General features: G+C 68.7%; 16 protein-coding genes. 13 read left to right on the top strand and 3 right to left on the bottom strand.

The window, feature by feature from the left end; translation table 11 throughout:
* Nucleotides 1-78 precede the first annotated feature (78 nt).
* Nucleotides 79-1,494: a S1C family serine protease gene (locus tag LH076_RS03040; protein WP_227782525.1), complete on the bottom strand. Its 1,416-nt coding sequence runs from the start codon at nucleotides 1,492-1,494 to the stop codon at nucleotides 79-81.
* Between the two features lie 79 nt (nucleotides 1,495-1,573).
* Here LH076_RS03040 and LH076_RS03045 point away from each other — a divergent pair, with 79 nt between their 5' ends.
* The 6 genes from LH076_RS03045 to glmM all read left to right on the top strand — a co-directional run bounded on the left by LH076_RS03045 (nucleotide 1,574) and on the right by glmM (nucleotide 10,566).
* Nucleotides 1,574-5,416, top strand: a complete 3,843-nt coding sequence (locus tag LH076_RS03045) for a Pls/PosA family non-ribosomal peptide synthetase (protein WP_227782526.1) — start codon at nucleotides 1,574-1,576, stop codon at nucleotides 5,414-5,416.
* A 23-nt stretch (nucleotides 5,417-5,439) separates the two neighbouring features.
* The gene (locus LH076_RS03050; protein ID WP_227782527.1) at nucleotides 5,440-6,741 is read left to right on the top strand and encodes a M1 family metallopeptidase; all 1,302 of its coding nucleotides are present in this window, start codon (nucleotides 5,440-5,442) and stop codon (nucleotides 6,739-6,741) included.
* A gap of 5 nt (nucleotides 6,742-6,746) precedes the next feature.
* The gene (locus LH076_RS03055; protein WP_227782528.1) at nucleotides 6,747-8,036 is read left to right on the top strand and encodes a citrate synthase; all 1,290 of its coding nucleotides are present in this window, start codon (nucleotides 6,747-6,749) and stop codon (nucleotides 8,034-8,036) included.
* A 188-nt stretch (nucleotides 8,037-8,224) separates the two neighbouring features.
* Nucleotides 8,225-8,668 (top strand): 50S ribosomal protein L13, encoded by a 444-nt coding sequence (rplM, locus tag LH076_RS03060; protein WP_227782529.1) that lies wholly within the window; start codon nucleotides 8,225-8,227, stop codon nucleotides 8,666-8,668.
* Between the two features lie 14 nt (nucleotides 8,669-8,682).
* Nucleotides 8,683-9,204, top strand: a complete 522-nt coding sequence (gene rpsI / locus LH076_RS03065) for a 30S ribosomal protein S9 (RefSeq protein WP_227782530.1) — start codon at nucleotides 8,683-8,685, stop codon at nucleotides 9,202-9,204.
* 18 nt (nucleotides 9,205-9,222) lie between these two features.
* Nucleotides 9,223-10,566, top strand: a complete 1,344-nt coding sequence (gene glmM / locus LH076_RS03070; protein WP_227782531.1) for a phosphoglucosamine mutase — start codon at nucleotides 9,223-9,225, stop codon at nucleotides 10,564-10,566.
* 42 nt (nucleotides 10,567-10,608) lie between these two features.
* On the opposite strand, the gene coaA is transcribed toward glmM, so the two are convergent.
* Complete coding sequence (gene coaA / locus LH076_RS03075; RefSeq protein WP_227782532.1) at nucleotides 10,609-11,562, bottom strand: type I pantothenate kinase; 954 nt, start codon at nucleotides 11,560-11,562, stop codon at nucleotides 10,609-10,611.
* Nucleotides 11,563-11,587: 25 nt separating this feature from the next.
* On the opposite strand from coaA, the gene glmS reads away from it, so the two are divergent.
* The gene (glmS, locus tag LH076_RS03080) at nucleotides 11,588-13,438 is read left to right on the top strand and encodes a glutamine--fructose-6-phosphate transaminase (isomerizing) (RefSeq protein ID WP_227782533.1); all 1,851 of its coding nucleotides are present in this window, start codon (nucleotides 11,588-11,590) and stop codon (nucleotides 13,436-13,438) included.
* A 155-nt stretch (nucleotides 13,439-13,593) separates the two neighbouring features.
* On the opposite strand, the gene LH076_RS03085 is transcribed toward glmS, so the two are convergent.
* The gene (locus tag LH076_RS03085; protein ID WP_227782534.1) at nucleotides 13,594-13,833 is read right to left on the bottom strand and encodes a hypothetical protein; all 240 of its coding nucleotides are present in this window, start codon (nucleotides 13,831-13,833) and stop codon (nucleotides 13,594-13,596) included.
* A 205-nt stretch (nucleotides 13,834-14,038) separates the two neighbouring features.
* Here LH076_RS03085 and LH076_RS03090 point away from each other — a divergent pair, with 205 nt between their 5' ends.
* Genes LH076_RS03090 through LH076_RS03115 form a run of 6 tightly spaced genes read left to right on the top strand, consistent with a single transcriptional unit; the run spans nucleotide 14,039 to nucleotide 19,883 of the window.
* Entirely contained in the window at nucleotides 14,039-14,899 is an 861-nt protein-coding gene (locus LH076_RS03090; protein ID WP_227782535.1) for a nitrilase-related carbon-nitrogen hydrolase, read from the top strand.
* Entirely contained in the window at nucleotides 14,896-16,320 is a 1,425-nt protein-coding gene (gene hydA, locus LH076_RS03095) for a dihydropyrimidinase (RefSeq protein ID WP_227782536.1), read from the top strand. Before LH076_RS03090 ends, hydA begins: the two co-directional genes overlap by 4 nt.
* 10 nt (nucleotides 16,321-16,330) lie before the next feature.
* The gene (locus LH076_RS03100; protein ID WP_227782537.1) at nucleotides 16,331-17,359 is read left to right on the top strand and encodes a TIGR03842 family LLM class F420-dependent oxidoreductase; all 1,029 of its coding nucleotides are present in this window, start codon (nucleotides 16,331-16,333) and stop codon (nucleotides 17,357-17,359) included.
* Between the two features lie 7 nt (nucleotides 17,360-17,366).
* Nucleotides 17,367-18,254, top strand: a complete 888-nt coding sequence (locus LH076_RS03105) for an ABC transporter permease (protein WP_227782538.1) — start codon at nucleotides 17,367-17,369, stop codon at nucleotides 18,252-18,254.
* Nucleotides 18,251-19,060 (top strand): ABC transporter ATP-binding protein, encoded by an 810-nt coding sequence (locus LH076_RS03110; RefSeq protein ID WP_227782539.1) that lies wholly within the window; start codon nucleotides 18,251-18,253, stop codon nucleotides 19,058-19,060. The genes LH076_RS03105 and LH076_RS03110 overlap by 4 nt, the downstream gene beginning before the upstream one ends.
* A gap of 43 nt (nucleotides 19,061-19,103) precedes the next feature.
* On the top strand, nucleotides 19,104-19,883 hold the full coding sequence (locus LH076_RS03115) for an ABC transporter permease (protein ID WP_227782540.1): 780 nt from the start codon (nucleotides 19,104-19,106) through the stop codon (nucleotides 19,881-19,883).
* The last annotated feature ends 15 nt before the right edge of the window (nucleotides 19,884-19,898 follow it).

Consider the following 19,898-nt stretch of genomic DNA (forward strand, 5'->3'; position numbering starts at 1 on the left):
TGACTGACTCTCTGGCCGGACGCGCCTCAGGGGATCCCCTGAGGCGCGCCCGGTTTTTTTCACCAAGGAGAGGGACAGTCAGTTCTTGGACGTGCCGCCACCGTCGGAGTCGAGGGTGAGGGACACGGTGTGCTCCTTGTCGTCGCGGGTGTAGGTCAGCTCGACCTTGTCCCCGGGGCGGTAGGCGCGGATGGTGGCGACGAGCGAGTCGCTCCCGACGATCTGGGTCGAGTCGACCTTCATGATGATGTCGCCGGCCTTGAGGCCGCTCTTCGCGGCGGTCGAGCCGCTCGTGACGGCCTGGATCTGGGCGCCCGGACTGCTGAACGCCTCGGTCGACTGCTGGGGCTCGGAAGGCTGTGACGGCTGGGTGCCCTCCGACCCGCCGAACGGGTCGAACCCGCCGCCGTCGCTCTGACCGTCTCCCTGGCCGTCGCTCTGGCCATCCCCCTGACCGCTGCCGTCGTCGTCCGACGTGGTGACGCCGACGTCGTGGACGGTGATGCCGAGTCGTGCGTGGGTGGGCGTCTCGCCCTTGATCATCTGCTCGATGATCGGCTTGACCTCGTCGAGCGGGATCGCGAAACCGAGGCCGATGGAGCCGGCCTCGCCGCTGACGCTCGTGGAGTCCGACGCCGTGCGGATCGACGCGTTGATGCCGATGACCTGTCCGTCCATGTTGACGAGCGGGCCACCGGAGTTGCCGGGGTTGATCGCCGCGTCGGTCTGGATCGCCGGGTAGACGGTCGCATTGTTATCCGAGTCGGAGCCCACGTTCACGGGACGGTTGAGGGCCGACACGATGCCCGAGGTGACGGTGGAGTCAAGGCCGAAGGGCGAGCCGATCGCGACCACGCTCTGGCCGACGGCGAGCTCGTTCGAGGAGCCGATGGTCGCCGGCGTCAGGCCCGACTTGTCGACCTTGATGACCGCGGTGTCGGTGAGGGAGTCGGTGCCGAGGACCTTCGCGTCGGCCGACGTCCCGTCGTTGAAGTCGACTCGGATCTTCCCGCTGGTCCCGGCGATCTCGACCACGTGGTTGTTGGTGAGGATGGTGCCGTCGGCGGTGAGGATGATGCCCGAACCGGAGCCGGACTCCTGGGAGCCCGCAACCTCGATCTTCACGACGCTCGGCAGCACCTTCGTGGCCACCGCCTGGATGCTGCCCGAGGGTGCGGCGGTGGTGGTGCCCTTCGTCGACGTACCGGTGGAGGAGAAGAGGCCACCGGTGCTGTCGTCGTGGGTGTCGTTGAAGAGTGCCGCGCCGCCGTATCCGGCACCGCCACCGACGATCAGGGCCGTGGCGACGGCGCCCGCAGCGAGACCGAGACGACCGCCGCGGCGGGACTTGCGCGCCGCGGGCGCGGGCGCGGGAGCAGGCTCACCGAACCAGAGCGGAGCCGTGGGATTCGGCTGGCCACCGCTCGGCGGCGGCCCCGACGGGCCGGCATAGAACTGCTCGGTGGGCTCGTTGTCGGGTTGGTGCTCGTTCATGCGACCTACTGTGCCTCGCGATTCTGGGAAGCCGCTGAAAGGCACCTTCTGTTCACCTCAATAGTCCATGCTGGGCCGGATGCTCCCCGAAAGTCCGCTGCTTCGCTCTGCCCTCGCTCCGGTCCCGCGCACGCTGGTCGAGATCTTCCGCGAGACCGCGGCGCAGGCAGCCGACGAGCCGGCGCTCGAGGCGGGCAACGGCGTGCTCACCTATGCCGAGCTCGAGGAGGCCGCCGACGAGCTGGCGGCAGAGCTCGCGGCACTGGGTATCGGCCGAGGCGACAAGGTAGGGGTGCGGATCAACTCCGGCACCCTCGAGCTGTACGTCGCCATCCTGGGCATCCTCGTCGCCGGAGCCGCCTACGTCCCGGTCGACGCCGACGACCCGGACGAGCGGGCGAAGCTGGTCTTCGGCGAGGCCGACGTCGCGGCCGTCATCGGAAACGAGCTGGTGGTCGACGTACGTAGGCAGCGGGACCAGCGCGAGGCGGAGGGGCCGACGCCCGAGGACGACTGCTGGGTGATCTTCACCTCAGGGTCGACGGGCAAGCCGAAGGGCGTGGCGGTCACGCACCGCAACGGTGCGGCCTTCGTCGACGCCGAGTCCCGCATGTTCCTCCAGGAGGCGCCGATCGGTGTCGGTGACCGGGTGATGGCGGGCCTGAGCGTCGCCTTCGACGCGAGCTGCGAGGAGATCTGGCTCGCCTGGCGGTACGGCGCCTGCCTGGTGCCCGCCCCCCGCGCCCTCGTCCGCAGCGGAGTCGACGTCGGCCCGTGGCTGATCGCCAACCGGATCACCATCGTCTCCACGGTGCCGACCCTGGTGGCGCTCTGGCCCCCCGAGAGCCTGGTCAAGGTGCGGCTGCTGATCACCGGCGGCGAGGCCATGCCGCCGGAGCTCGCCACCCGCCTCCAGGCGCCCGGCCGCGAGGTCTGGAACACCTACGGGCCCACCGAGGCCACGGTCGTCGCCTGCGGGGCACTGGTCACGGGCGAGGGGCCGATCCGGATCGGGCTGCCTCTCGACGGCTGGGACCTCGAGGTCGTCGACCCGGCCACCGGCGTCCCGGTGGCCGACGGGCAACCTGGCGAGCTGATCATCGGGGGCGTCGGTCTCGCCCGCTACCTCGACCCGGTCAAGGACGCAGACAAGTACGCCCCGATGCCGACGCTCGGTTGGGAGCGTGCCTATCGCAGCGGCGACATGGTGATCCGTGACCCCGAGGGGCTCCTCTTCGGAGGCCGGGCAGACGACCAGATCAAGCTCGGCGGCCGCCGGATCGAGCTCGGCGAGATCGACAACGCGCTCCTCAACCTCGACGGCGTGAAGGGCGCGGCCGCCGCCATCCGCACGACAGCGGCGGGTAACCAGCTCCTCGTCGGCTACCTCGCGGTCGACGCCACCTTCGACCAGGCGGCCTCCCTGGCCCGGCTGCGCGACGAGATGCCGGCCGCCCTGGTGCCGCGTCTCGCGATCCTCGACGACCTCCCCACGCGGACCTCCGGCAAGGTCGACCGCGACGCGCTGCCGTGGCCGCTTCCGCGCGCCGCCGGTGAGACCGACGCCGGCCTGGAGGGCACCCAGACCTGGCTCGCCGAGCTCTGGCTGGAGATCCTCGGCGCCGAGGTGACCGCACCGACCGACGACTTCTTCGACCTCGGCGGCGGTTCGCTGACGGCGGCCCAGCTCGTCTCGAAGCTGCGTGAGCGCTTCCCCGAGGTCGCCATGGGCGACGTCTACGAGCAGCCCACCATCGGGCGGCTGGGGGAGTACCTCGACCAGCTCACCGAGGCCGGCCCGGCCCTCGACCGCGAGGTCCCGGCGGTCCCGCTCAAGACCCGCGCCGCCCAGGTCGCCGCCACGATCGGCCTGCGCTGCTTGGCCGCGCCGCGCTGGATGACCTGGATCGCCCTCGCCTCGACGCTCGCGCACCACGCGTGGAGCGACGCCTTCCCCGAGCTCGCATGGCCGGTCCTCGTGGTCGCGGCCCTGCTCTTCCTCACCCCGCCCGGGCGCATGCTCACCGCCGTGGCGGTCGTGCGCGGCGTACTCGCGGGCGTCGACCCCGGTGACTACCCGCGCGGTGGCAAGGTCCACCTGCGGCTGTGGTTCGCCGAGCACGCCGTCGACGAGCTGGCGGCAGCCAACCTCTCCGGCGCGCCGCTGATGACCTGGTATGCCCGGCTCCTCGGCTGCAGTGTCGGCAAGGACGTCGACCTGCACTCACTGCCGCCCGTGACCGGATTCCTGACCCTCGGCAGCGGGGCCTCGATCGAGCCCGAGGTCGACCTGTCGGGCCACTGGATCGACGGCGACACCGTCCACGTCGGAAGGATCAAGGTCGGAGCAGGCGCGCGCATCGGCGCCCGCTCGATGCTCCTCCCGGGCTCGAGGATCGGCGCCGGCGCCGAGATCGCGCCCGGGTCGGCCGTCTTCGGCTCCGTGCCGGAAGGGGAGTGGTGGTCCGGCTCGCCGGCCGTCCGCGGCGCCGACCAGGCCCGCGGCCCCTGGCGCGAGCGCGAGCCCCGCAGCCGCCTCTGGGTCGCCGCGTACGCCGTCAGCGCGCTCGGCCTCGCCGCCCTCCCGCTCCTCGCCGTCCTGTGGGCCACCCGCATGGTGCTGTGGGCCGCAGGCCGGCCGACCGACGTCGACGACACCTGGCGGCTGCTGCTCTGGGCGCCGCTCGGGCTCGTCGTCGGCTACGTCTCGCTGGCGCTCTTCATCCTGCTGGTCGTCCGCACCGCCGGCCTGTGGATCCGGCCCGGTGTGCATCCGGTGAGGTCCTTCGTCGGCCTCGGTGTGTGGACGACGATCCGGGTGCTCGACGACGCCCGCACCTGGCTCTTCCCGCTCTACGCCTCCAGCCTGACGCCGGTCTGGCTGCGACTGCTCGGAGCGAGGATCGGCAAGGACGTCGAGGCCTCGACCGTGCTGATGATCCCCAGCCTCACCCAGGTCAACGACCTCGCCTTCCTCGCCGACGACACCCTGATCGGTGGTTACGAGCTCGGCGGCGGCTGGATCCGCGTCGAGCGGGTCAAGATCGGCAAGCGTGCCTTCGTCGGCAACTCCGGCATGGCGGCGCCGGGCCGCAAGGTGCCCAAGGCCTCGCTCGTCGCGGTCCTCTCGGCGGCGCCCAACCGCAAGCACGTCACCAAGGGCGTCAGCTACCTCGGCAGTCCGCCGGCCCCCCTGCGCCGCACCGCGGAGGAGCAGCCCTCAGAACGCACCTACCGGCCCACCACGGTGCTGCGCACCGCACGGGCGGTGATCGAGCTCTGCCGGCTCATCCCCGCGGTGATCGGCATCGCCCTCTACGGCGTCGTCGTGATCGACCTGCTGCAGCTCTGGTCCTCGACGCACTGGTGGGTCGCCGTACTCCTGGCCGGACCGACGCTGTGGCTCGCCGGCATCGTCGGTGCCCTGATCGCCGTCGCCGCCAAGTGGGCGCTGGTCGGCCGACTCAAGCCCGGCGGCCACCCCCTGTGGAGCTCCTTCGTGTGGCGCAACGAGCTCGCCGACACCTTCATCGAGGTCGTCGCAGCACCGTGGTTCGCCAACCACGTCACGGGTTCGCCGCTGCTCACCACGTGGTTCCGCGCCCTCGGCGCCCACATCGGCAAGGGCGTCTGGTGTGAGTCCTACTGGCTCCCCGAGACCGACCTCGTCACCCTCGGCGACGGCGCAACCGTCAACGCCGGCACCGTCGTGCAGACCCACCTCTTCCACGACCGCCTTCTCGCCCTGGACACCGTGACCCTCAAGCGCGGTGCGACGCTCGGCCCCAACAGCGTGATCCTTCCCGCAGCCACCCTCGGGCGGCACGCGACCGTCGGTCCGGTCTCGCTCGTCATGCGTGGGGAGTCAGTGCCGGACAAGACCGCGTGGATCGGGAACCCCATCGGTCCGTGGGCCCTGTGACCGCCCCACTAGGCTCGCCGGCAATGCCTCTCCCGACCGCTGACCCCTACCTGCCCGGCCACGGCGACAGGTCGTGGAGCGCGCGCCACTACGACCTCTCCCTCGACTACACGGTCGACGAGAACAGGCTGCGGGGCGAGGCGAGGATCACCGGCGTCGCCCTCTCCGACACCAGCAGGATCGTCGTCGACCTCGCCGGTCTCGCGGTCGCCAAACTGACGATGGACGGCAAACAGCCCAAGTGGGCCGCGCGCGGGGACCGCCTGGTCATCACCCCTCGCAGCCCGCTCACGGAGGGTGCGGAGTTCACCCTCGTCCTCAAGTACGCCGGCGTCCCGCGGCCCACGATCGCCACGCACCACGGCGATGCAGGCTGGGAGGAGCTCACCGACGGTGTGATCGTCGCCGGCCAGCCGCACGGTGCCCCCACGTGGTTCCCCTGCAACGACCGGATGGACGACAAGGCCGCCTACCGGATCGAGGTGACGACCCAGCCCGGCTACACCGTCGTAGCCAACGGCGACCTGACTGCTCGGATCCGGCGGGGGAGCGGCGAGACCTGGGTCTACGAGCAGGACGAGCCGATGTCGCCGTACCTCGCAACGGTGCAGATCGGGCGCTACGAGCTGACCGCGCTCGACCCCGGTGAGGCCGGTGTGCCGATCACCATCGCCGCGGTACCCGGCGCCGACTGGCGTCCGGCCTTCGGGCACCAGCCGCAGATCATGGCCGCCTTCAGCCGCCTCTTCGGGCCCTACCCCTTCCCGACGTACACCGTCGTCATCACCGACGACGAGCTCGAGATCCCGTTGGAGTCACAGAGCCTGTCGACGTTCGGCCGCAACTTCCTCAACGCCGACTGGCGGCTCAACCGCCTCGTCGCGCACGAGCTCGCCCACCAGTGGTTCGGTAACACGGTCACGGCCGCGTCCATGCAGGACATCTGGCTGCACGAGGGTTTCGCCTGTTACGCCGAGTGGCTCTGGTCCGAGGAGGCCGGTCGCGAGACCGCACAGGCCTGGGCGGAGCGCCACCACCAGAAGCTGAGCCAGCTCCCGCAGGACCTGGTCCTCGGAGACCCCGGACCGGCGGACATGTTCGACGACCGGGTCTACAAGCGTGGCGCCCTCCTGCTCCACGCCCTGCGTGAGCGCATAGGCGACGACGTCTTCTTCGAGCTCCTGCGTGCCTGGGTACGCCGACACCGCGGCTCCTGCGTCACGACGGCGGACTTCGTCGCCCTGGCCGAGGAGCTCTCGGGGACGTCGCTGGGCACGCTCTTCGAGACCTGGCTTCAGGAGCGTTCGCTGCCCGGTCTACGGTAGGACCCGTGACTGAATCTCTGACCGTTCGCGACAACCGCACGGGCACGGAGTACGAGGTCCCGATCACGGACGGCACCATCCGCGCCGCCGACATCGGGAAGATCAAGGCATCCGAAGACACGCCGGGCCTTGCCGTCTACGACCCCGGCTTCGTCAACACCGCCTCGTGCCGTTCGTCCATCACCTACATCGACGGTGACAAGGGCATCCTGGAGTACCGCGGCTACCCGATCGAGCAGCTGGCCGAGAAGTCCAGCTTCCTCGAGGTCGCGTACCTCCTCATCCACGGCGACCTGCCCACCAAGGAGCAGTACGAGGCCTGGGTCCACCACATCACGTACCACACGTTCGTCCATGAGAACGTGAAGGACTTCATGCAGGGATTCCGTTACGACGCGCACCCCATGGGCATGCTCATGGCCTCCGTCGGCGCCCTCTCGACGTTCTACCCCGAGTCGCGCAACATCTCCGACGCCGATAACCGCAACATCCAGATCATCCGGATGATCGCGAAGATGCCGACGCTCGGTGCCTGGTCGTTCCGTCACGCGCAGGGCAAGCCCTACGTCTACCCGGACAACAGCCTCGACTACTCGGGCAACTTCCTCTCCATGCTCTTCAAGATGAGCGAGACGCAGTACGAGCCGGACCCGCGCCTGGTCAAGGCGCTCGACACGCTCCTGATCCTTCACGCCGACCACGAGCAGAACGCGTCCACCAACGCCGTCCGCTCCGTCGGCTCCACGCAGGTCGACCCCTACTCGGCGGTCTCCGCCGGTGTGGCGGCCCTCTTCGGCCCGCTGCACGGCGGCGCGAACGAGGCCGTGCTGCGGATGCTCAAGCGGATCGGCACCGTCGACAACATCCCCTCCTTCATCGAAGGCGTGAAGAACGGCGACGAGCGCCTGATGGGCTTCGGCCACCGGGTCTACAAGAACTACGACCCGCGCGCCAAGCTGATCAAGAAGGCCGCCGAGGACGTCTTCGAGGTCACGGGCACCAATCCGCTCCTCGACATCGCCGTCGAGCTCGAGCGGATCGCGCTGTCGGACGAGTACTTCGTCAAGCGCAAGCTCTACCCGAACGTCGACTTCTACTCCGGCCTCATCTACGAGGCGCTCCAGTTCCCGCCGGAGTTCTTCACCGTCCTCTTCGCCATCGGCCGTACGCCGGGCTGGCTGGCGCAGTGGCTGGAGCTGACGCAGGACAAGGAGCAGAAGATCGCCCGCCCGAAGCAGATCTATACCGGCGAGCGCGGCCTGACCTTCACCCCCGCCGAGGAGCGCTGGGCCTGAGCCACACTGCGGGGCCGTCGTACGCCGTTTTGACCGGTGTACGACGGCCCCGTAGCCTTTTTCAGTCGTGACCCCTGCCGCCTGGTTCGCCAGGTAGCTCCGGGGAGGTGTCGAGCCCGCTCGTACGCCCCGGACTGTTGTTCGTCAGAGGCCACGGTATTTCATTCCAACGAACTAGTGAGGCACCCGTGGGCACCTACGCTCCGAAGCCCGGCGACATCGAGCGCGCCTGGCACGTGATCGACGCGACTGACGTCCGTCTCGGCCGCCTGTCCGTGCAGGTCGCGAACCTGCTGCGCGGCAAGCACAAGCCGATTTTCGCACCCAACGCTGACACCGGCGACTTCGTCATCGTCATCAACGCCGAGAAGGTCTCCCTCTCCGGCACCAAGCGCACCACCAAGCTCGCGTACCGCCACTCGGGTTACCCGGGCGGTCTCACCGCGACCCCGATCGGCGAGATCCTCGACAAGGACGCTCGCAAGGCGATCGAGAAGGCCGTCTGGGGCATGCTGCCGAAGAACAAGCTCGGCCGCCAGATGATCACGAAGCTGAAGGTCTACTCCGGCCCGACGCACCCGCACACCGCTCAGAAGGCTGTGCCCTTCGAGATCACCCAGATCGCTCAGTGACGGAGACATTGGACATGACTGAGAACTTCAACGCCGCCGCCGACAACATCGATTCGGCCGAGGACTCCTACGAGACCGACGAGCAGGGCCTGGCCTACACCAGCGAGTCCGCCGGCTCCATCGACACCCCCAGCCGTCCGGCCACCGTCGCCCCCGGCGCGGCCACCGGTCGCCGCAAGGAGGCTGTCGCCCGCGTCCGCATCGTCCCCGGCACCGGCCAGTGGACGATCAACGGCCGCTCCTTCGAGGACTACTTCCCCAACGCCCTGCACCGTCAGGTCGCGGCCGAGCCGTTCACGGCTCTCGGCCTCGAGGGTCGCTTCGACGTGATCGCCCGTATCCACGGTGGCGGCATCACCGGTCAGGCCGGCGCCCTGCGCCTCGGTGTGGCCCGCTCGCTCAACGGCGTGGACGTGGAGGGCTACCGCCCGACGCTCAAGAAGGCCGGCCTGCTCACCCGCGACGCTCGCGTCGTGGAGCGCAAGAAGGCCGGTCTCAAGAAGGCCCGCAAGGCCTCGCAGTTCTCGAAGCGCTGATCCCAGCAGCTTCGTAGGATGCGCCTCTTCGGCACGGACGGGGTCCGGGGCCTGGCGAACGGTGAGACCCTCACCGCTTCGCTGGCCCTGGACCTCGCTGTTTCTGCAGCACAGGTCCTGGCCTCGGCGGGTCAGTTCGAGGGGCACCGCCCCAAGGCCGTCATCGGTCGTGACCCGCGGATCTCGGGGCAGTTCCTCGAGGCGGCGGTCGCTTCCGGTCTCGCCTCAGCCGGGGTCGACGTACTGGACCTCGGGGTGGTTCCCACGCCCGCCATCGCCTACCTGACCGGGTTCCTCAAGGCGGACCTCGGCGTGGTCATCACCGCCTCGCACAACCCCATGCCCGACAACGGCATCAAGTTCCTCGCCGAGGGTGGCGTCAAGCTCGACGACGCCCTCGAGGACGCGATCGAGGCCCGTCTCGGCCAGCCGTGGACCCACCCCACCGGCGCCGACGTCGGCCGGATCGGCTTCTACCACGGCGGCATCGACGACTACGTGGACCACCTGGTGGCCACCCTCCCCGCGACGCTCGAGGGCCTCACCATCGTGCTCGACTGCGCCCACGGCGCCGCGCACGAATCCGCACCGCTCGCCTTCGAGCGCGCCGGCGCGACCGTGATCCCGATCAACGACCAGCCCGACGGCCTCAACATCAACGACGGTGTCGGTTCGACCCACCTCGACTCGCTGTGCAAGGCCGTGGTCGAGCACGGCGCTGACGCGGGCTTCGCCTTCGACGGCGATGCCGACCGCTGTCTCGCGGTCGACGCGACGGGGCAGTGCGTCGACGGCGACCAGATCATGGGCATGCTCGCCCTTGCGATGCAGGCCTCCGGCCGCCTTGTCGAGGACACCCTCGTGGCCACGGTGATGAGCAACATCGGCCTCCACCAGGCGATGAAGGCCGCCGGCATCACGCTCCGCACCACCGCCGTCGGAGACCGCTACGTGCTCGAGGACATGAAGGCCGGTGGCTACTCCCTCGGCGGCGAGCAGTCCGGCCACGTGATCATGAGCGAGCATGCCACCACCGGTGACGGCACCCTGACCGCGCTGCACGTCGCCGCGTGGATGGGCGCCACCGGCTCGGGACTGGCTGAGCTGGCCGCTGTCGTGACGCGCTCCCCGCAGGTGCTGATCAACGTCCCCGGCGTCGACAAGAACCGCTGCGACGACGAGCAGCTGCTCGCCGCCGTACGGCATGCGGAGGAGATCCTCGGTGACAGCGGCCGGGTGCTGTTGCGGCCCTCAGGGACCGAGCCTCTGGTCCGCGTGATGGTCGAGGGGCCGACGGAGGCCCAGGCCACCGAGCTCGCCGAGCGCCTGGCCGGCATCGTCAAGGAGCGCCTCGCGTTGTGAGCGTCTGGTGCACCCCCAGGTGCACCGGTGGCTCACAACGTCTCAGAGCTTCCGGACCCGGACGTACCGCACCGAGTGGTCGGCGTCCTTGCGCAGGACCAGGTTCGCCCGGGAGCGGGTCGGCAGCACGTTGTCCTCGAGGTTGGGGCCGTTGATGCTGTCCCAGATCCGGCCGGCCTCGGCGATCGCCTCGTCACGGGTGAGGGCGGCGTACTTGCGGAAGTAGGAGCTCGGGTCGCGGAAGGCGGTCTCACGCAGGCGCAGGAAGCGCGTCACGTACCACTCCTTGATGTCGCGGGTCGCGGCGTCGACGTAGATCGCGAAGTCGAAGAAGTCCGAGACCGCCAGCCCCGTCCGGCCGTCCTCCCGGGTCCGCGCCGGCTGCAGGACGTTGAGCCCCTCGACGATCACGATGTCGGGCCGCTTCACCACGACGGTCTCGTCCGGCACGACGTCGTAGACGAGGTGGGAGTACGTCGGCGCCAGCACCTCGTCGCGCCCGGACTTGATGTCCACCACGAATCTGAGCAGCGCGCGCCGGTCATAGGACTCCGGGAAACCCTTGCGCTGCATCAGGCCACGGCGCTCGAGCTCGGCGTTGGGGTAGAGGAATCCGTCGGTCGTCACCAGCGCGACGTTCGGGTGCTCGGGCCAGTGCGCGAGCAGTTGCTGGAGCACGCGCGAGACCGTCGACTTGCCGACGGCCACGGAGCCGGCCACCCCGATGACGAACGGCGTGCGCGGCGGGATCTGGCCGTGGAGGAACTCCTCCTGCTCGCGGTGGAGCTTTCCCGCGGCTGACACGTAGAGGGAGAGAAGTCGCGAGAGCGGCAGGTAGACCTGGGCGACCTCGTCGAGGTCGATGTGGTCCGAGAGGCCGCGCAGCCGCTCGATCTCCTCGGCGGAGAGCGGCAGCGGCGTCTCGGGCGCCAGCTCGGCCCACGCCTCCCTGCTCAGCTCGACCCACGGGGACGACTCGGCGTGGGGGAGCGTCATGGAAGAAGATCGTAGACTTCCGCCTATGTGCGGAATCGTCGGGTACGTCGGGGACCAGCCTGCCGAGGGCGTGATCATCGAAGGCCTGCGCCGCATGGACTACCGCGGATACGACTCCGCGGGCATCGCCGTGCTCGTCCCCGGCGAGAGCTCGCTCGAGCTCCGCAAGAAGGCCGGCAAGCTCGCCAACCTCGACAAGATCCTCGCCGAGGAGCCGCTCCCGGCGGCCACGACCGGCATCGGTCACACCCGCTGGGCCACCCACGGTGGCCCCACCGACGCCAACGCCCACCCGCACCTGGGCGAGGAGCGCCGCGTCGCGGTCGTGCACAACGGCATCATCGAGAACTTCGCCGAGCTTCGCGCGGAGCTCGAATCAGCAGGTCACCACTTGCACTCGGAGACCGACACCGAGATCGCGGCACACCTGCTCGAGCTCGAAGTCGCCGGCGGCGTGGACCTGACCGCGGCGATGGAGCGGGTATGCAGTCGACTCGAGGGCGCCTTCACCTTCGTCGCCGTGGATGCCGCTGACCCCGAGCGGATCGTCGGCGCCCGCCGCAACTCGCCCTTGGTGGTGGGCCTGGGTGAGGGTGAGAACTTCCTCGGCTCCGATGTCGCCGCTTTCATCGAGCACACCCGCGAGGCGCTCGAGATCGACCAGGACAAGGTCGTCACCATCACGCGCTCCGGCGTCTCGGTCACCAACTTCGACGGTACGCCGTCCGAGGGCCGTCGCTACCACGTCGACTGGGATCTCTCGGCGGCCCAGAAGGACGGCTTCGACTGGTTCATGCGCAAGGAGATCTTCGAGCAGCCGCGTGCGGTCGCCGATGCCCTCCTCGGACGCCGCGGCCTGGACGGCAAGCTGGCGCTCGACGAGATGCGGCTCTCGGACGACGAGCTCCGCGAGATCGACAAGATCATCATCATCGCGGCCGGCACCTCGTTCTACGCCGGCATGGTGGCGAAGTACGCCATCGAGCACTGGTGCCGGATCCCGGTCGAGGTCGAGCTCTCCTCGGAGTTCCGCTACCGCGATCCGATCGTCGACAACGGCACCCTCGTCGTCGCGATCTCGCAGTCGGGTGAGACCGCCGACACCCTCCAGGCCATCCGGCACGCACGCATCCAGCGCTCCAAGGTGCTGGCGATCTGCAACACCAACGGCTCCACGATCCCGCGCGAGTCCGACGCGGTGATCTACACGCACGCCGGGCCGGAGATCGGTGTGGCCTCGACGAAGGGCTACGTCACCCAGCTCGTCGCCTGCTACCTGCTCGCGCTCTACCTCGCCCAGGTCAAGGGGACCCGCTTCGGAGACGAGATCACCCAGGTGGTCGCCCAGCTCGAGGGCATGCCCGCCGCGATCGAGCAGGTCCTCGGCCAGGCCGACGACATCTACGCCTTGGCACGCGAGTACACCGAGGCGCCGACGTTCCTCTTCCTCGGTCGTCACGCGGGCTATCCCGTGGCGCTCGAGGGTGCACTGAAGCTCAAGGAGCTCGCCTACCGGCACGCTGAGGGCTTCGCCGCCGGGGAGCTCAAACACGGCCCGATCGCGCTCGTGGAGGACGGCCTGCCGGTGCTGTGCATCGTCCCGCCGCAGGGCCGCGACCAGCTGCACGACAAGATGCTCAGTGGCATCCAGGAGGTCCGTGCCCGCGGAGCCCGGACGATCGTGCTCGCCGAGGCCGGCGACGAGCGGGTCACGCCGTTCGCCGACGTACTCTTCCGGCTGCCCAAGGTGCCGGTGCTCCTGCAGCCGCTCGTCGCTGTCGTGCCGCTCCAGCTCTTCGCCTGCGAGCTGGCCACCGCGATGGGCCACGACGTGGACCAGCCGCGCAACCTCGCGAAGTCCGTCACGGTCGAATAGGGCCGCCGGACAGAACAACGCCCCCGGGGTTCTCCCGGGGGCGTTGTGGTGACCGCACCAGTCGATTGCATGGGGACGAGTTGTACTCGCTCAGTCGACGGTGATGCTGGGGGCCGGCGCTTCCTTGTGCCGGCCCCCAGGCTGGGACAGGGGGGTCAGAAGCCGAATCCGTACTTGTGGCCGTACCCGCTGAAGGCCGGGAAGTAGGGGTAGCTGGAGAACCACTTGGGCTTCTTGTGGTGCTTGTGTCCGGGCGGCGGAACCGGCGGACCGTAGTGGTGGCTCGCTGCCGGGCTGGGTTTGGACTCGTGCGCCGAGGCGGCGGTGCCTGTGCCGGTGACGAAGAGTGCGGAGATCGCCAGGGCGATCGCCGGAATGAGGGTGAGACGTTTCATCACGTTTCCTCCGAGATAGGTGACGTGCGTGGGCGTCTGATGCGGTCCCTCGACCATGCCAAAAACTGCTGGTCTAGACAAGCCGGGCGTGGGTCGGACGGCGATCTATTTACCAAGACGTCATCTAGGGAGATGGTCATGAAACAAGCGGATCAAAGAATCCGAATGTCTGAATCGATCGTTTCTTGAAGGGTGTGGGGTTCTCATGACCATCGTCCGTGCGGCCATCTCCCAGACGACGTGGACGGGGGACAAGGAGTCGATGCTCGACAAGCACGAGCAGTTCGCCCGCGACGCCGCCGCCGACGGAGCCCAGGTGATGTGCTTCCAGGAGCTCTTCTACGGCCCGTACTTCGGCATCACGCAGGACAAGAAGTACTACCGCTACGCCGAGCCGGCCGACGGCCCGATCGTGCAACGCTTCGCCTCACTGGCGCGTGAGCTGGGGCAGGTCATGGTCCTCCCGATCTACGAGGAGGCCGAGACCGGCATCTACTTCAACACCACCGTGCTGGTGGACGCCGATGGCTCGATCCTCGGCAAGTACCGCAAGATCCACATCCCGCACGTGGAGAAGTTCTGGGAGAAGTTCTACTTCAAGCCCGGCAACCTCGGCTTCCCCGTCTTCGAGACCGCGGTCGGCAAGGTCGGCATGTACATCTGCTACGACCGGCACTTCCCGGAGGGCTGGCGCGAGCTCGGCCTCAACGGCGCGCACATCGTCTTCAACCCCAATGCCACCAAGCCGGGCCTCTCCAACCGGCTGTGGGAGGTCGAAGGCCCGGCCGCGGCCGTCGCCAACGGCTACTTCGTGCTGCAGCCCAACCGTGTCGGCCTCGAGGACAACGAGTACGGCGACGAGGCGGTCAACTTCTACGGCACCTCCAACGTCATCGACCCGCGCGGCAATTTCGTCGGCGAGCGCGGCTCGGGCGAGAAGGAGGAGCTCCTGGTGCGCGACCTCGACATGAGCATGGTCCAGGAGATGCGCGACGACTGGCAGTTCTACCGCGACCGCCGGCCCGAGACCTACACCAGCATCGCGACGCCGGGGGCGAACTCGTGATCACCCTCGTCACTGGAGGCACGGTCGTCTCCGCCACCGGCCGGACGCAGGCCGACGTACTCGTCGACGGCGAGACCATCGTGGCTCTCATCCAGCCGGGGACGACCCCGTTCGGAACCATCAACGCAGACCGGACCATCGACGCCACGGGCAAGTACGTCATCCCCGGTGGGGTGGACGCACACACCCACATGGAGATGCCCTTCGGCGGCACGTTCGCCTCGGACACGTTCGAGACCGGCACCCGTGCCGCGGCGTGGGGCGGCACCACGACGATCGTCGACTTCGTCGTGCAGTACCCCGAGCAGAACATCCTCGACCAGTACCACCTCTGGCACGAGAAGGCCGCCGGCAACTGCGCCATCGACTACGGCTTCCACCAGATCCTGTCCGATGTGCAGGACTCCAGCCTCACCGCGATGGACGAGCTCATCGCCGAGGGCGTGACGAGCTTCAAGCTCTTCATGGCCTACAAGGGCGTCTTCCTCAGCGATGACGGCCAGATCCTGCGGGCCTTCCAGAAGGGCGCCGAGAACGGCGCGATGATGATGATGCACGCCGAGAACGGCGCGATCATCGACGTGCTGGTGCAGCAGGCCATCGCGGCGGGCAACACGACGCCGTACTTCCACGGGCTGACCCGCCCGTGGCAGGCCGAGGAGGAGGCGACGCACCGCGCGATCATGCTCGCCGACCTCACCGGCGCCCCGCTGTACGTCGTCCACGTGAGCGCCAAGCAGGCGGTCGAGCAGATCGCCACCGCCCGCGACCGGGGCCTCAACGTCTTCGGCGAGACCTGCCCGCAGTACCTCTACCTCTCACTCGAGGAGCAGCTCGCTGCGGTGAGCGAGGAGTGGGGTGACCTCGAGGGGGCCAAGTGGGTCTGCTCGACCCCTCTGCGCAGCAGGGCTGAGGGCCACCAGGACGCGATGTGGCAGAGCCTGCGCACCAACGACATCCAGATGGTCTCCACCGACCACTGCCCCTTCTGCATGAAGGACCAGAAGGAGATGGGCCGGGGCGACTTCTCGAAGATCCCCAACGGCATCGGCTCCGTCGAGAACCGCATGGACCTGCTCTACCAGGGCGTTGTCACCGGCGAGATCACCGTGGAGCGTTGGGTCGAGATCACCTCGACCACGCCGGCGCGGATGTTCGGCATGTACGGCAAGAAGGGCGTCATCGCCCCGGGCGCCGACGCCGACCTTGTCATCTACGACCCGGCCGGTCACACGTCGATCGGCGTCGGGAAGGCGCACCACATGAACATGGACTACTCCGCCTGGGAGGGCTACGAGATCGACGGGCACGTCGACCTCGTGATGTCGCGGGGCTCGGTCGTCGTCGACGAGACCGGCTACATCGGCGCCAAGGGCCACGGGCAGTACGTCAAGCGCGGCCTGTCGCAGTACCTGAGCTGAGGGAGTGACGATGGAATTCGGTGTCGTCCTGCAGACGAACCCCCCGGCCTGGCGCACGGTGGCGCTCTCGAAGCGTGCCGAGGAGTACGGCTTCGACATGGTGTGGACCTTCGACTCCCACCTGCTCTGGATGGAGCCCTACGTCATCTACAGCCAGATCTTGGCGGAGACGCACACCATCAAGGTCGGTCCGTTCGTCACCAATCCGGCGACGCGGGACTGGACCGTCACGGCGAGCGTGTTCGCCACGCTCAACGAGATGTACGGCAACCGCACGGTCTGCGGCATGGGGCGTGGTGACTCGGCGGTCCGGGTGCTCAACGGCAAGCCCTCGACCATCAAGGAGATGCGCGAGGCGACCCATGTGATCCGTGAGCTGGCCAACTGCCGCTCGGTGGACATCAACGGCTCCACCCTGCAGTTCCCGTGGGCCTCGCGTTCTGAGCTGGAGGTGTGGATCGCCGCCTACGGTCCGTTGGCGCTCAAGGCCGCGGGTGAGGTCGGGGACGGGTTCATCCTGCAGCTCGCGGACCTCGACATCGCCGAATGGATGATCGCGACGGTCCGCAAGGCTGCAGCCGCTGCCGGCCGGGATCCCGAGTCGGTGACGTTCTGTGTCGCCGCGCCGGCGTACGTCACCGACGGCACGCCCGAGGCACGCGCCCACGCCCTCGACCAGTGCCGCTGGTTCGGCGGCATGGTCGGCAACCACGTCGCCGACATCGTCGAGAAGTACGGCGACCAGGGGACCGTTCCACAGGCGCTCACCGACTACATCAAGGGTCGGGAGGGCTACGACTACAACGAGCACGGCCGCGCGGGCAACACCCACACGGCCTTCGTGCCCGACGAGATCGTCGAGCGCTTCTGCCTGATCGGCACCGTTGAGGAGCAGGTCAGCAAGCTCGAGAAGCTGAAAAGCCTGGGTGTGGACCAGTTCGCCGTCTACCTCCAGCACGATGCGCAGGACGAGACGCTGGCGACGTACGGCACGAAGGTGATCCCGGCAGTGAATGCGCCGGTGACGGCGAAGCAATGAGGGTGTCATGAGTTTCGTCTGGGTGCGTACGCGCGCCGTCGCGTTCGCGCTCCTCGGGATCCTCGCGTTCGTGGGGGTCTGGGAGGGCTACAAGGCGATCGGTCCGGAGGAGGGCGCCAAGGTCGGCGACTCCGGTGTGATCGTGCTGCCGCGGACGCAGGACAAGTTCATGCCGCACGTCTCCACGATGGTGCAGACGCTGTCGAAGCCGGTGAACCGCCTGATCCCGGATGTCACCTACGGCGGCGAGGTCGTCAAGGCGTCGCTCTTCACGCTGAAGCTGTCGGCGATCGGATGGCTGATCGGCGTGGTCATCGGGTTCCTGCTGGCGATCATCATGAGCCGGAGCCGGCTGGCCGAGGCGGCGCTCTCGCCCTGGGTGATCATCAGCCAGACCATCCCGCTGGTCGCGATCGCACCGGTCACGCTCTCGTGGGGGAAGTACCTCAAGACCGGTAGCTGGGCCTGGGGCGCGGAGCAGACGATGATCGTGATCGCCGCCTACCTCGCCTTCTTCCCGGTCGCGGTCGGCGCCTTGCGCGGCCTTCGCTCCACGGAGTCGAGTCAGCTCGAGCTCATGCACGTGTACGGCGTCGGCTGGCTGCGCACGCTCGTGAAGCTGCAGCTGCCGGCGAGTGTGCCGTACCTCCTTCCTGCGTTGCGTCTTGCGGCCTCGAGCGCCGTCGTCGGCGCGATCATCTCCGAGATGTCGACCGGCCAGGGCCAGGGCATCGGCCGGCTCATCTCCTACTACTCGCAGAACGTCACCGACGTCAGCGCCGGCAAGCCGTGGACGGCTGTCTTCGGTGCGGTCGCCGTCGGCCTCGTCGCCGTGGGGCTCACGAGCCTCCTCGGCCTGTTGTTGAAGCGCTATCGCAGGGGTGAAACCGCATGATCCGTATCGAGCCTGCCGTCCATGTCGTCGGCGCCAGCCGTGTCTTCGCGAGCAAGTCCGGGTCGGTCGTCGCTCTCTCGGACGTGGACCTCGAGATCGCTCCGGGGGAGTTCGTCTCGCTCATCGGCCCCTCGGGATGCGGGAAGTCGACGCTGTTGCGACTGATCGCCGACCTCGACTCTCCGTCGTCCGGTGACGTGACGGTCTTCGGCAAGTCTGCTCGTCTCGCCAGACTCGACCACGACTACGGCATCGCCTTCCAGCAGGCGGGCCTGCTGCCGTGGCGCACCGTCGCCGACAACGTCGGTCTGCCGCTGGAGGTGCACAAGGTCCCCGCGGCCACGCGTCGGTCACGGGTCGCCGAACTGCTCGAGATGGTCGGCCTCACCGACTTCGCGAAGTCCTTCCCCGACCAGCTCTCGGGCGGCATGCAGCAGCGTGTCGCCATCGCCAGGGCGCTGGCCGAGTCGCCCAAGCTGCTGCTGATGGACGAGCCCTTCGGCGCGCTCGACGAGATCACCCGCGAGCGGATGCAGTCCGAGCTGATCCGGATCGCCTCGGAGACCGGTGCTGCCGTCGTCTTCGTGACCCACTCGATCCCGGAGGCCGTCTTCCTCTCGCACCGGGTGGTCGTGATGTCGCCGCGTCCCGGTCGGATCGTCGACATCGTCTCCACGGGTCCCGGTGCGGGCGTGCCCCGCGACGAGTCCTTCCGCGATGCGGCCGAGTTCACCGCCGGCATCTCCTCGGTCCGGCACCTGCTCCACGGCGGAGCCGCTGCTCCCGTCGGTGTGGAGGACAGATGAACCACCCCACGAAACCGCTCCGCGCTTCCGCAGGGACCCCGGAATGAGCACTGCCATGGAGCGCCCGCTGCCGCGGGTGATGTACGTCGTCGCCCCGCTGGTCCTCGGCGTCCTGGTCGTCGTGATCTGGCAGGGCTTCTGGTCCGCGCGGAACGTCCCCGACTTCTTCATGCCGTCGCCGGCGCACATCTGGACGGAGCTGCGCGAACAGCACGGCCTGATCACGTCGGCGACGGTGCACACCGGCTGGAACGCCCTGCGTGGCCTGGTGATCGGGACGCTGCTCGCGCTCGTCGCCGCGTTGGTGGCCAACGCGTTGCGGTTCGTCCGCGAGATGCTCGCGCCGATCGTGCTCGCCGCCTCCGTCGTGCCGATCGCCGCGCTGGCGCCGGTGCTCAACGGGCTGTTCAACCAGCGGTTCAACACGGGACGGGTCATCGTCGCTGCAGTGGCCGTCGGCGTACCGGTCTATATCAACGTGCTGCGCGGCCTCGCGCAGGTGAAGCCGGTCCACCGGGACCTGATGCACTCCTACTCCGTCTCCGCACTCACCCGGATCCGCACCGTCACGCTGCCGACCGCACTGCCGTACCTCTTCACGGGCCTGCGCATCGGCTCCTCGCTCGCCGTGATCTCCGCCCTCGTCGCCGAATACGTCGGCGGCCCCCGTCAGGGGCTTGCGGCCGTGATCACGGAGAACGCCAAGAACGGGCAGTACGCACTGTCCTGGGCCGGCATCGTCGGCTCGATCGCACTCGGGTTGCTCTTCTATCTCGTCACCTTCGCAATGGAGCGATGGTTCAACCGGCACACCAGTGCCTGATCTCGGTTCACCCGA

The sequence above is a fragment of the Nocardioides sp. Kera G14 genome (assembly GCF_020715565.1).
In the GTDB taxonomy this organism is placed as follows: Bacteria; Actinomycetota; Actinomycetes; order Propionibacteriales; family Nocardioidaceae; genus Nocardioides.

Coding starts and splice junctions, on each gene's coding strand:
- LH076_RS03090 (WP_227782535.1), top strand. CDS start 14,039: ATGACCATCGTCCGTGCGGCCATCTCCCAGACGACGTGGACGGGGGAC.
- glmS (WP_227782533.1), top strand. CDS start 11,588: ATGTGCGGAATCGTCGGGTACGTCGGGGACCAGCCTGCCGAGGGCGTG.
- LH076_RS03110 (WP_227782539.1), top strand. CDS start 18,251: ATGATCCGTATCGAGCCTGCCGTCCATGTCGTCGGCGCCAGCCGTGTC.
- LH076_RS03045 (WP_227782526.1), top strand. CDS start 1,574: ATGCTCCCCGAAAGTCCGCTGCTTCGCTCTGCCCTCGCTCCGGTCCCG.
- glmM (WP_227782531.1), top strand. CDS start 9,223: ATGCGCCTCTTCGGCACGGACGGGGTCCGGGGCCTGGCGAACGGTGAG.
- LH076_RS03050 (WP_227782527.1), top strand. CDS start 5,440: ATGCCTCTCCCGACCGCTGACCCCTACCTGCCCGGCCACGGCGACAGG.
- LH076_RS03100 (WP_227782537.1), top strand. CDS start 16,331: ATGGAATTCGGTGTCGTCCTGCAGACGAACCCCCCGGCCTGGCGCACG.
- LH076_RS03105 (WP_227782538.1), top strand. CDS start 17,367: ATGAGTTTCGTCTGGGTGCGTACGCGCGCCGTCGCGTTCGCGCTCCTC.
- LH076_RS03085 (WP_227782534.1), bottom strand. CDS start 13,833: ATGAAACGTCTCACCCTCATTCCGGCGATCGCCCTGGCGATCTCCGCA.
- LH076_RS03115 (WP_227782540.1), top strand. CDS start 19,104: ATGAGCACTGCCATGGAGCGCCCGCTGCCGCGGGTGATGTACGTCGTC.
- rpsI (WP_227782530.1), top strand. CDS start 8,683: ATGACTGAGAACTTCAACGCCGCCGCCGACAACATCGATTCGGCCGAG.
- coaA (WP_227782532.1), bottom strand. CDS start 11,562: ATGACGCTCCCCCACGCCGAGTCGTCCCCGTGGGTCGAGCTGAGCAGG.
- LH076_RS03040 (WP_227782525.1), bottom strand. CDS start 1,494: ATGAACGAGCACCAACCCGACAACGAGCCCACCGAGCAGTTCTATGCC.